The following is an 11,094-nucleotide window of genomic DNA, read 5'->3' as shown; positions in this document are numbered from 1 at the left end:
CTTCAAACTTAAAACACAACTGTGTAATTTAAAATATGTGTTTGCTCGGATGGATACATTTTAATACTGCATTTCTATATTCTACATAAAAAGTTAGCTTCATAAACCCTACTGCCCAACTTCAAGGAATGCACGCTAAAAAATCTGCTAAACAATCAAAATGAGTATATTTGAAAAATGAAAAATCAAAGCAAATGAATATAATTTCAAGATATTTTTACGGGCTTATAACTTTTATATTTTTAGTGAATTGTGCAAAAGAAGAAGCTGTTCCTGTAGATATTAATTTTGAATTTGAAGTGTTTAATAATGATTTTTCGGTACCTGTGGAAGTGATTATATTTAATAACACGCGTGGGGCTGATAGCTATGAATGGACATTTGAAGCAGGCTCACCAGCAATTTCGAGTCAACGAAATCCTGGGGTTATTATTTTTAATACTAAAGGGACTCATAAAATTTCACTTAAAGCCACTAATGAGGATGGATCGGAAGCCTTTTTGGAAAAAGTATTGAATATTGATGATCCCGTGGCTATTAAATTCACTGTAACCCCCGAAATAGATACTTTTTCACCTATAAAGGCGCAAATCGAAAATCTAACTACTGGAGCAACAAGTTATCAATGGACTTTTCAAGATGGAGTGCCAGCAACAAGCACAAGTGAACAGCCCCCAGTAATTGTATTTTCAACTCCAGGAGAACATAAAATTACATTAGAGGCGACTAATGGACGTGAAACAGAAACCTTTGAGCAACGCATTGAAGTGGCTCCGTTTTTAGAAGCCGATTTTGAATATGAAGTAAATTTTGATGACGATGATTTTCAAGCACCTGTTACGGTAACTATAAAAAACAATAGTATAAGCGCCACATCATATGAATGGGAATTTACCAATGCTACTCCATTAAATAGTGATGAAGCGGAACCAAATGTCACCTTTAATACAGCGGGTACCCAAGAGCTTAAACTAACCGCTAGTAATGGAAAGGAAACAAAATCCATTACAAAAACTATTGAAATAGTTACAGATACTAATTTAAGAGTTTTAAAGAATGTCAATTTAGGGGTAAATGCCGCGCACACAGGTAATAGTATCGGTAGTTTTTACGACCTTGATACGCGTAGCGTTTTTTATGCCAATGAGCTTACGCCCGAAAATAGCAGCTCGATTGATTTCGTGTATTTTGGATTGAATGAAAATTTTACGCGTAATGTTTTTGTTTCGCCAGATAATTTGGAAAATACTACGTTTCCGAATTTAGTAAATGCCTCTAAAACTAAAATTATAAATAGTTTGGAAAACTGTATGTGTGGTGTTTCATTATCGGTTAATGAGTTTGATACGATGACTACCGATGCTTTGTTAAGCGCTATTAGCATAACCGAAACTCCAGAGGGGTCACTAGTATTTACAAATGCAATTACTCCGAGGATTATCGTATTTGAAACCGCCGATGGTAGAAAAGGAGCGCTAAAAATTAAACAGTTTGTAGCAAATGGAAAAGACTCGTTTATAAATGTGGATATTAAAGTCCAAAAAATAGCGCGTTAAAAAAAGCTGAATAAGAATCGTTTATTTCACTATTTTTACGAAAACAGACACAGATAAATTGGATTTCCTTAACATTCGCTTTTTAGATATTATTGACATTGTATTGGTCGCTACCTTATTGTACTATATATACAAATTAGTCAAGGGAACAGCTGCCATTAATATTTTTATTGGAATTGTTATTATTTATGGGGTTTGGAAGTTGACAGAAGCCTTAGACATGCTTATGCTAAGCTCTGTATTAGGAGAATTTATTGGTGTAGGAATGTTTGCTTTAATTGTGGTGTTTCAGCAAGAAATACGAAAATTTCTTCTTATGGTAGGATCCACCAATTTTGCTTCGAGAAATCGTTTTTTTGCCCAACTCAAATTTTTAAAAGACAGCAATAAAGAAATTTCGACTAACGTAACCGCTATAGTAAAAGCTTGCGAAAACATGAGTCACACATTTACAGGCGCACTTATAGTTATTAAACGAAATACCTCATTAGACTTTGTAAAAACTACTGGAGACAGTATGAATAACGAAGTAAATATTCCAATTATTGAAAGTATTTTTTACAAGAACAGTCCGCTTCATGATGGCGCCATGATTATCGAAGATAACATCATTAGTGCCACTCGGGTTATTCTTCCTGTTTCCAGTGATCTTAATATTCCTTTGCGCTTTGGCTTGCGTCACCGTGCTGCTGTAAGTATTACTCAAAAAACAGATGCTGTTGCTTTAGTGGTTAGTGAAGAAAATGGTAAAATATCATACATTAACAATGGTGAATTTGTTGTATACACTTCTGGACTGGAATTAATTCAAAAATTAACCGAGGATTTAGGGTAATTCTCAAATGCTATTATTTCGATAAGGTATACCAAACACATTGCTCATAATCGGGGAATTTTTTCAATTTCGAATGCTTAAATGCTCCTTGCCTTGTCATTCCTATTTTTTGCATTACATTTTCGGACTTCTCATTATCCACAGTACAAGTTGCCACTAGCCTATCCAATTTCAATTCATTAAATGCGTAGTCTACACAACGTTTAGCTCCTTCGGTTGCAAAGCCTTTTCCCCATGCGGATTTTTTTAAGCGCCAACCAATATCTGTTGCTGGATTAAACGGCGCTTCATAATCCTGGTATGCCAAACCTATAAAACCGATAAACTCACCGGTCTTTAAAACTTGGACAGCAAAATAGGTGTATCCCATTTTTAGATACATCGCTTGCAATCTTGCCATAAGTTTTTTAGTTTCTTGAAAAGTCAAGGCAAATGGAAAATGAGCCATTACCGCTGGATCGGCATTTATTTTGGCAAACTCACTCAAATCAGTTTCCAACCAATTCCGAAACCCTAATCGATCTGATGTGAACAAATAGGCTTCCTCATTTTTTTGCATGCTACTCATCTGCTTATTTTCTATAAAAAAATATTAATTCACCATAGCCTCGGCAAACTGTACTTCGTATAAGTTTTTATAATAACCTGCTGATTTTTTTAGTAATTCTTTATGTGAACCTTGCTCTACAATTTCACCTTTATCCATTACTATAATCACATCGGCGTTTACAATAGTGGCTAATCGGTGCGCAATTACAATGGAAGTACGATTTTGAGTTATTTTTTCTGTGGCTTTTTGAATCAATTGTTCACTGTAAGTATCCACCGATGACGTGGCTTCGTCCAACACCAAAATACTTGGTTTGGAAACATAGGCCCTTAAAAAAGATATCAATTGACGTTGCCCAGACGAAAGCATACTCCCGCGCTCCTTTACATTATACTCATAATTATTAGGTAATTGCATAATAAACTCATGCACTCCAATTTCTTTTGCCGCTTGTTTTACTTCTGCCAAAGTAATGTTTTCATTACCTAGTGTAATATTTTTAAAAATGGTGTCCGCAAACAAAAATACATCCTGTAGCACAACGGCAATATTACTCCTTAAATTTGCTAATGAAACATGGTGTATCGAAGTTCCATCAATTAAAATATCGCCACTATCAATTTGATAAAAACGATTCAATAAATTTATAATTGTTGATTTTCCAGCTCCTGTTGACCCAACAATAGCCACGGTTTGACCTGCTTTTACATTAAATGTAATTCCTTTAAGTACTTCTTCTCCCGGAAGGTAACTAAAGCGTACATCATCAAAATCAATTACTCCTTTCACACTAGTCAATTTAGTGCTTGGTGCTTGGGTAATTACCTCCTCCAACTCAAGTTCTTTAAACACACGTCTAGCAGCTACCATACCCATTTGTAGGGTATTAAACTTATCTGCTATTTGTCGTAAAGGTCTAAATAGCATATTAGTTAACTCAATAAACATAACTACTAAGCCTAAGGTAATGGAAACACTCTCAATGCTTCGTAATCCTCCATACCAAACTAAAAAACCTACTGCAATAGAACCCGACAACTCGGCAATAGGAAAAAATATTGAATTGTACCACACGGTTTTTATCCAAGCATTTTTATGCTTTTCATTAATGGCTTTAAACTTTTCGTGCTCTACTTTTTCTCGGGCAAATAACTGAACAATCTTCATTCCCGAAATATGTTCTTGTACAAAAGTGTTTAAATTAGATACCTCGGTTCGTACATTTTCGAAAGCTACTTTCATTTTTTTGTGAAACACCCGTGTGGCATACACAATAATCGGAAGCATTAAAAACACAATCAATGTCAAACGCCAGCTATTATATAACATGATCCCCACAATAGCAGTCATTTTTAGCAAGTCACTAATGATCATAAATAATCCTTGGCTAAAAATTTCGGCAATTTTTTCAATATCATTTACAGCTCTAGTGACCAAACGCCCAACAGCTGCATTATCATAATACTGCATTTTAAAATTAAGCATGCGTTTAAATAACTGTGTACGCAAATCACGAACCACATGCTGGCCTAACCAATTGGCAAAAAATATAAAGGTGAGTTGCGAAAGTACTTCTAACAACAATGAGCCTAACATAAAAAGAATAAAATACAATAACAGCTCCTTATTTTTACCTAAAACCCCTTGATCAATAGCTTGTTGTAAAAATTGAGGACGTGCTAAGGCAAAAACTGAAGTTAAAATAGCCGTTAGTGTTACTAAAAACAATACTCCTTTATAAGGACTGGTAAATTTGACCAATTTTTTTAGTACACTTAAATCGTATGGATTATTCTTTTCACTCATTAATCAGCCGTATTGTTTTGGGGTACGTAACATCTGTTAAATATAAGCCTTTTGCCGGGACTGAATAGCCTGCTTCGCCTCTATTTTCCGAAACCAAAATGCGATCAATATCCGCTAATTTCAATTTCCCTTGACCTACCTCAATTAACGTTCCCACTATAGCTCTTACCATATTCCGTAAAAATCGATTTGCCGATATTTTAAACACCAACACCTCGCCTTGTTTCTCCCAATGAGCATAAAACAATTCACAGTTATATGTTTTTACATCTGTTTTTGATTTACTAAAACATTTAAAATTGGTATACTTTAATAACTGCTTTGCTGCATTATTCATGGCAAGCACATCCAAATTTCCTTTTATATAATAGGCGCTATGGGTTTCAAAAGGATTTTTTTGAGTTACTATTCGATATTCATATGCCCTACTAACTGCATCAAAACGAGCATGAGCTTCTGGGGTTACTTTAAAAATATTTTTTATGGCTATTGTTTCGGGCAAAAAAGAATTTAGCTTGTATACTAAAGTTTTGGAATCAAAAACTACTTCTGTATCAAAATGAGCGGCTATATATTTGGCATGTACACCGGTATCTGTCCTACCTGCCCCCATAATAGTTACGCTTTCGCGAAGTAATACACTCAAGGCTTTTTCAAGGGTTTCTTGTACCGAAATGGCGTTCGGCTGGATCTGCCACCCATGAAAAGAAGCGCCATTGTACGAAAGTTCTATAAAATATCGCAAACTTTATATTTTAGCTATAAATTTACGCAAAGATACAGCTTCGGCTTGGAGTGCAACGACCGGTTTAAATCTTATTCTATTGAAAAAGCAAATCTTCATTATTTTATTTCTTTTTAGTACACTTTTAGCTTTTGCCCAAAAGGAACCTAAAATTAGCTTACTAACCTTTGATACAGGTTTAGCATCACACGCTATTTTTGGACATACTGCATTACGTGTTCAAAACCCACATGAGGATACAGATATTGTGTACAACTTTGGCATATTCGACTTTAAAACTCCTAATTTTTTAATAAAATTTGCTGGCGGACGCTTGGATTATCGCTTAGGAATTGAGGATTACAACCATATGCTTTTGGGGTATGAATATGACAATAGACAGGTGTTTGAACAGGAACTTCGACTATCTAACAAGCAAACAACAAAAATTATTGATCGCCTCGAATTCCTATACCGTCCCGAAAACAGGTATTATCGTTACGGTTTTTTAAGTAAAAATTGTAGTACCGAATTACGCGATGTATTCCTTAACGATATCGAAGACATTAACTATACCCCTAGCGAAACCCATAAAACCTACCGCTCATACTTAAACGACTATTCCAAAGTGGCTCCGTGGTTTAAATTTGGTATCAATTTAGCACTAGGCAGTACTATTGATAAAAACATTAACACCAGTGAACTCATGTTTTTACCCGATTACCTTTCGGAAGAACTTGAAAAAGCAACAGTGAATAATGAAGCTTTGGCTGGAAGACAAAAAAAGCTTCTGCCTAATTTAGCTCCCAAAAAAACATCAACATGGAAACTTACGCCTTTCATTTTTTTCTGTTTTCTTTTTGTAGCATTAGTACTTGGCCGATCTAGAGTACTTATACAAACTTTCACCGTAGTTGTGGCTTTAGGGGGTGTTATTATTTTGGTTTTAACCTTGTTTTCCGCGCACCCCGAAGTTCAAAAAAATTACAATTTATTATGGTGTAACCCTCTTTATTTTGTGAGTTTTGCGCTTTGTTTTACCCAATATAAAAAAATTCACAAAACATTTGCGACCCTAATGCTACTCTGTATTTTGACTACTTTTGGCGTATGGTTTTCGAAAATACAAGGTTACGATTTAGCTTTTATCCCTATTTGTGCCAGTTTGTTTTGGATTAATTTAAAACAGATGCAACGGAGGTAGTTGTGAGTTGTGAGTTGTGAGTTGTGAGTTGTGAGAAATATTTTATTTCTTCAAAATTGTAGAAATAAAAAATTTTTTATTCAAAAGTTTTAGACAGACTTTAGTTTCTAGATAGCAATTAAAGAGCGGTTCTCGATACAAAATTCTTCCAGAATTTCACTCGAACTATTATATCATTTCTATCCAAACAATGATACCCAACAAAAACTCACAACCCACAACCCACAACACACAACACACAACAAAATAAAACTTTCTAAATTCAAAATAAACGTATTTCTTTGCTTACTTATTTACGTCATTTACCTAACCTTTTGCATTAAAATTAGAAAATGAAAATCCTTTTACTTAGCGATACACATAGCTATATTGATGACCGAATTTTGCATTATGCCAGTCAAGCTGACGAGGTATGGCATGCAGGTGATATTGGGAGCTTACAGGTAACAGACCAGCTACAAAAAGTAGCACCTTTACGGGGTGTTTTTGGTAATATTGATGATCATGAAATTAGAAAGTGTTTCCCCTTAAACAATCGATTTACTTGCCAAGGTGTTGATGTTTGGATAACTCATATTGGTGGATATCCTCCAAAATACAACGTAAATACACGTGACGAGATTAAAGCCAATCCTCCTAAATTATTTATTTGCGGACATTCGCATATTTTAAAGGTAATGCCCGATAAACGTTACGGGTTATTACACATGAATCCCGGCGCTTGCGGCAAACATGGATTCCACAAGGTACGTACTATGCTTAGTTTTGAAATTGACAACGGCACTATTCACAACCTAAATGTTATTGAACTAGGTCCAAAATAATAGCACCTAATCACAATTAGTTTTTAAGTTCAAATAGTGATTCACTAATATCGTCATATTCCAAAGACCAATTTTTTGTAGTTCCTTTATTAAACAAATAATGCAACTCTGTAATTAACCTATTTTGTGCATTAGTTTTAAAAGTAGACCTTTCAATTTGAGTCAATAATCGTTGATCAACTAATGCACTAATTTTATTATAATCCTTAACTTCAAAAGGATTCAAAAAATCCTGTTGTATATCGTAATACTTTAATTTGGGCGAAAGTTGTATTTCGGGCTCAGGGATTTTTACAATTCTAATAATTTGTTCGGATTCATTAACTGAAAACTCTAGCTGTTTAAGATCATATGAAATTGTTGCCTTGGCATTTACAAGTACTACAGCCTTTTTTTCGGCAGTAAGCCAATCCAAATAATACTTTTTAGCATCCTTATAAGTGATCACATCCGAAAAATACCCCTCCGTGACCACTAGCTTACTCACATTTTTTAATTTTTGCTCAATTAACTGGCTTCCCGTTATCGTTTCCGTTTTTTTTAAAAACCGATGGTATCCAAAAACAGCAATTGCTCCGATTAAAATTCCTAAAATAATTTGCTTCATCTATACTACGACTATTTTGGTGTAGGTGGGTATTTGGCTAAAATAGAAGATACAATTTCATAAATGCGTTCCTCTTTTTCTTCTGGCCCTTGCTGTACCAATGGCGCACTTCCAACTCCTTGCCAAATTAGCTCCTTTTTATTGGCATCAATTAAGTCTATAAACAGTGTGCCCTCAATAACATCATAAGTATTCATAAAACCATTCCCCCACCAAAAAGGACTCCAACCGAAACCAAAACCAAAATTATTAGGGTATAAATAGGTGTTTTTCTCAGCTTCTGTACTAATGTTTACTAATACATCCGGAGTTTCAGATTTAGTTAACCCTTTTAACCTCATCACAGTATCAATTGATCTTAAAATACGGCGTTTATCTAAATCACTAATTTCAACTTGATCAATTCCTGGTTTAAAAAAAGCAAATGTTTTGTACTGATTAAATGATGCCTTAGTATCATAATCGGTAGTAACCCTTACAGTAGCACAGGATGTTAAAAGCAAACAACTAATAATACCTAAAATAAATCTGACCTTCATAATAATTTGTTTTTTAATAAATTATCAAAAATCATACCGATCAAGCGTAAATATCTTTAATTGTTTCTTAAATTACCTAATTTCCACTATGGTAAACAACAAATTATTAACAACAATAGTAAGTTATTCTTAATAACTATTCTTTATTTTTATCAAAGCCATAGGGACAATGCTTACAACCACTTTTACAGCAATAGCCACGTCTAAGGTGATATTGCTCCGTAAAACAGCGATAACCTTCGGGGGTTAAATAATAATCTCCTTCTTCTGGCTTAAGTACTTTTCTATATGTTGACATGAATAAAATCCATTTCTATTTTTAAACAAAAATACTATCTTGCGGCCGTATGCGAGTGCTAGTAAGTAAAATACTTTTAGGAAAACATTTTGGAGGAATGACGCTTTGGCCTTTTATTATATTAAAAGAGGAAGCCCTTAAAAATGATAGTACATTAATGAATCACGAAGAAATTCATTTGGTACAACAACTGGAACTACTCATACTCCCTTTTTATATTTGGTACGGTATTGAGTTTTTAATTAAATGGGCAATTCATAAGGATCGCTACATCGCTTATCGCAACATCTCATTTGAACGTGAGGCATATGACCAAGAGTCGAATCTATTTTATATAAACCATCGTCCTCGATGGAATTTTTTACGTTACCTTTAATTTTATCGTATGATAACTACGGTAAAAAATGATCAAATATTACATCCGTTATTAGAGCAATACCAAATTGAACTTTTTATAAAAAGAGAAGATCTACTACACCCACATATTTCGGGTAATAAATTTCGAAAATTAAAATATAACACTGCCAAAGCCAAACAGCAAAATAAACAAACATTACTCACCTTTGGAGGTGCTTATAGCAACCATATTGTTGCAACAGCTTGCGCTGGCAACCTCTATGGTTTTAAAACCATTGGTATCATTAGGGGAGAAGAACTAGGCGTTGATCTTTCCAAAACACTTGCTCAAAATAACACCTTAGCTTTTGCTGTTAAACAAGGAATGCAACTTCATTTTATAAGCCGAAGTGAGTATAAATTAAAAGAGAAAGCAACATTTATAACGGGACTACAGAAAAGATTTGGTGATTTTTATTTGGTTCCCGAAGGCGGCACTAACGAACTTGCTATACAAGGCTGTACCGAAATTTTAACACCAAACGATCATTCTTTTGATGTTATTTGTTGCGCCGTAGGCACTGGAGGCACCATTACAGGATTAATACGCAGTGCCCAACCAGAACAACATGTTATTGGATTTCCCGCGCTTAAAGAAACTTATTTACATAAAGAAATTTCAAAAAAAACAACGCAGACCAATTGGGAATTAAACAGAAACTATCATTTAGGAGGTTACGCTAAAACCACTCCCGAACTCATTAGTTTTATAAATGAATTCTATAAAACTCAAAAAATTCTATTGGATCCTATATACACAGGAAAACTCTTACACGGTATTTTTGAAAGTATAAAGCAAGGAAACTTTCGAAAAAAAACACGTATTTTAGCCATTCATACTGGCGGTCTTCAAGGTATAGCTGGTATAAATACCAAACTGAAAAAAAAGGGGCAAAAGCTTATTACAACCAATTATGAAATTTAACGTATTCATCACACTTATAGCTAGTGTATTTTTGTTGTTTTCGTGTAAAAGTAAAAAAATAGTTTACACACCAAAAAAGAAAACGAGCACACATAAAACTACTCCCAAAAAAACACCTAACACACCAAAAACTGTTACAAAAAAGCCTACAAGTACTCCTAAGTCTGCACCAGCAGTAGGCACTTACACCAATAAGATCAACAACTATATTGATACTTATTCTGAAATTGCTATGGAGCAAATGCGCGAATACAAAATACCTGCAAGTATTACCCTAGCCCAAGGAATTTTGGAATCTGGAGCAGGTTCGGGTGATTTAACACGTAGAGCCAACAATCACTTTGGTATTAAATGTCATGATTGGAAAGGCGCCAAAGTATACCACGATGATGATCGCAAACAGGAGTGTTTTAGAAAATACAGTAATGCAAGCTTTTCTTTCCAAGATCATTCCTTATTTTTAACAGGACGTAAACGTTACTTGGGTTTATTTAAACTCGCTAATGACGATTACAAAGGCTGGGCAAAAGGTCTTCAAAAAGCTGGTTATGCTACCGACCCAAAATACCCTGCCAAATTGATCAACCTTATTGAAAAGTATAAGTTATACAACTATGATGCTAGCGTGTTGGGAAAATCAAAAAAAGACGCCAAAAAAGTAATTGGAAAATCCGATCAATACACGGTTAAAAAAGGAGATACTTTATATAGTATTGCTCGTAAAAACAAAATATCTGTTGATCAATTAAAAGAATTCAACGGCATTGAAAATAATACTATTCACGAAGGTCAAACCTTATACGTAAAACCCCTACCAAAGGATTTTTAAT

General features: G+C 34.4%; 13 protein-coding genes. 7 read left to right on the top strand and 6 right to left on the bottom strand.

The window, feature by feature from the left end:
* The first annotated feature begins 194 nt into the window (after positions 1–194).
* Together KQA_RS0210065 and KQA_RS0210060 are read left to right on the top strand one after the other, a co-directional pair.
* The gene (locus KQA_RS0210065) at positions 195–1,556 is read left to right on the top strand and encodes a PKD domain-containing protein (RefSeq protein WP_029209552.1); all 1,362 of its coding nucleotides are present in this window, start codon (positions 195–197) and stop codon (positions 1,554–1,556) included.
* Positions 1,557–1,614: 58 nt separating this feature from the next.
* Positions 1,615–2,391, top strand: coding sequence for a diadenylate cyclase (locus KQA_RS0210060; RefSeq protein ID WP_010180696.1), 777 nt, complete (start codon positions 1,615–1,617; stop codon positions 2,389–2,391).
* 13 nt (positions 2,392–2,404) lie between these two features.
* On the opposite strand, the gene KQA_RS0210055 is transcribed toward KQA_RS0210060, so the two are convergent.
* Genes KQA_RS0210055 through truA form a run of 3 tightly spaced genes read right to left on the bottom strand, consistent with a single transcriptional unit; the run spans position 2,405 to position 5,492 of the window.
* Entirely contained in the window at positions 2,405–2,950 is a 546-nt protein-coding gene (locus KQA_RS0210055) for a GNAT family N-acetyltransferase (RefSeq protein WP_010180695.1), read from the bottom strand.
* A gap of 33 nt (positions 2,951–2,983) precedes the next feature.
* On the bottom strand, positions 2,984–4,747 hold the full coding sequence (locus KQA_RS0210050; protein ID WP_010180694.1) for an ABC transporter ATP-binding protein: 1,764 nt from the start codon (positions 4,745–4,747) through the stop codon (positions 2,984–2,986).
* Positions 4,740–5,492, bottom strand: a complete 753-nt coding sequence (truA, locus tag KQA_RS0210045; RefSeq protein WP_010180693.1) for a tRNA pseudouridine(38-40) synthase TruA — start codon at positions 5,490–5,492, stop codon at positions 4,740–4,742. The genes KQA_RS0210050 and truA overlap by 8 nt, the downstream gene beginning before the upstream one ends.
* A 79-nt stretch (positions 5,493–5,571) precedes the next feature.
* Between truA and KQA_RS0210040 the strand changes: the two genes are divergently transcribed.
* Together KQA_RS0210040 and KQA_RS0210035 are read left to right on the top strand one after the other, a co-directional pair.
* Positions 5,572–6,675 (top strand): lipoprotein N-acyltransferase Lnb domain-containing protein, encoded by a 1,104-nt coding sequence (locus KQA_RS0210040; protein WP_157366645.1) that lies wholly within the window; start codon positions 5,572–5,574, stop codon positions 6,673–6,675.
* A 332-nt stretch (positions 6,676–7,007) separates the two neighbouring features.
* Complete coding sequence (locus KQA_RS0210035; RefSeq protein ID WP_010180691.1) at positions 7,008–7,499, top strand: metallophosphoesterase family protein; 492 nt, start codon at positions 7,008–7,010, stop codon at positions 7,497–7,499.
* Positions 7,500–7,515: 16 nt separating this feature from the next.
* Here KQA_RS0210035 and KQA_RS0210030 read toward each other — a convergent pair whose 3' ends face one another.
* From KQA_RS0210030 to KQA_RS20535, 3 genes are all read right to left on the bottom strand, one after another.
* Positions 7,516–8,106: a DUF4230 domain-containing protein gene (locus KQA_RS0210030; RefSeq protein WP_010180690.1), complete on the bottom strand. Its 591-nt coding sequence runs from the start codon at positions 8,104–8,106 to the stop codon at positions 7,516–7,518.
* Positions 8,107–8,117: 11 nt separating this feature from the next.
* Positions 8,118–8,645 carry a DUF4136 domain-containing protein gene (locus tag KQA_RS0210025; protein ID WP_010180689.1) on the bottom strand — a complete coding sequence of 176 codons (528 nt, stop codon included), beginning with the start codon at positions 8,643–8,645 and terminating at the stop codon, positions 8,118–8,120.
* 136 nt (positions 8,646–8,781) lie between these two features.
* Entirely contained in the window at positions 8,782–8,943 is a 162-nt protein-coding gene (locus KQA_RS20535; protein WP_010180687.1) for a DUF5522 domain-containing protein, read from the bottom strand.
* 49 nt (positions 8,944–8,992) lie between these two features.
* Between KQA_RS20535 and KQA_RS0210015 the strand changes: the two genes are divergently transcribed.
* Genes KQA_RS0210015 through KQA_RS0210005 form a run of 3 tightly spaced genes read left to right on the top strand, consistent with a single transcriptional unit; the run spans position 8,993 to position 11,093 of the window.
* Positions 8,993–9,319: a hypothetical protein gene (locus KQA_RS0210015; RefSeq protein WP_010180685.1), complete on the top strand. Its 327-nt coding sequence runs from the start codon at positions 8,993–8,995 to the stop codon at positions 9,317–9,319.
* A 9-nt stretch (positions 9,320–9,328) separates the two neighbouring features.
* The gene (locus tag KQA_RS0210010) at positions 9,329–10,264 is read left to right on the top strand and encodes a 1-aminocyclopropane-1-carboxylate deaminase/D-cysteine desulfhydrase (protein WP_010180682.1); all 936 of its coding nucleotides are present in this window, start codon (positions 9,329–9,331) and stop codon (positions 10,262–10,264) included.
* Positions 10,254–11,093 (top strand): glucosaminidase domain-containing protein, encoded by an 840-nt coding sequence (locus KQA_RS0210005; protein ID WP_010180680.1) that lies wholly within the window; start codon positions 10,254–10,256, stop codon positions 11,091–11,093. Before KQA_RS0210010 ends, KQA_RS0210005 begins: the two co-directional genes overlap by 11 nt.
* The last annotated feature ends 1 nt before the right edge of the window (position 11,094 follow it).

Origin of the sequence: Aquimarina agarilytica ZC1, assembly GCF_000255455.1 — a bacterium.
Taxonomy (GTDB): Bacteria; Bacteroidota; Bacteroidia; order Flavobacteriales; family Flavobacteriaceae; genus Aquimarina; species Aquimarina agarilytica.
This window is presented reverse-complemented; position numbering and strand designations above follow the sequence as displayed.

Excerpts from the sequence above, each read along its gene's own strand:
- KQA_RS0210065 (WP_029209552.1), top strand. The coding sequence starts at position 195 with ATGAATATAATTTCAAGATATTTTTACGGGCTTATAACTTTTATATTT.
- KQA_RS0210055 (WP_010180695.1), bottom strand. The coding sequence starts at position 2,950 with ATGCAAAAAAATGAGGAAGCCTATTTGTTCACATCAGATCGATTAGGG.
- KQA_RS0210050 (WP_010180694.1), bottom strand. The coding sequence starts at position 4,747 with ATGAGTGAAAAGAATAATCCATACGATTTAAGTGTACTAAAAAAATTG.
- KQA_RS0210035 (WP_010180691.1), top strand. The coding sequence starts at position 7,008 with ATGAAAATCCTTTTACTTAGCGATACACATAGCTATATTGATGACCGA.
- KQA_RS0210030 (WP_010180690.1), bottom strand. The coding sequence starts at position 8,106 with ATGAAGCAAATTATTTTAGGAATTTTAATCGGAGCAATTGCTGTTTTT.
- KQA_RS0210025 (WP_010180689.1), bottom strand. The coding sequence starts at position 8,645 with ATGAAGGTCAGATTTATTTTAGGTATTATTAGTTGTTTGCTTTTAACA.
- KQA_RS20535 (WP_010180687.1), bottom strand. The coding sequence starts at position 8,943 with ATGTCAACATATAGAAAAGTACTTAAGCCAGAAGAAGGAGATTATTAT.
- KQA_RS0210015 (WP_010180685.1), top strand. The coding sequence starts at position 8,993 with ATGCGAGTGCTAGTAAGTAAAATACTTTTAGGAAAACATTTTGGAGGA.
- KQA_RS0210010 (WP_010180682.1), top strand. The coding sequence starts at position 9,329 with ATGATAACTACGGTAAAAAATGATCAAATATTACATCCGTTATTAGAG.
- KQA_RS0210005 (WP_010180680.1), top strand. The coding sequence starts at position 10,254 with ATGAAATTTAACGTATTCATCACACTTATAGCTAGTGTATTTTTGTTG.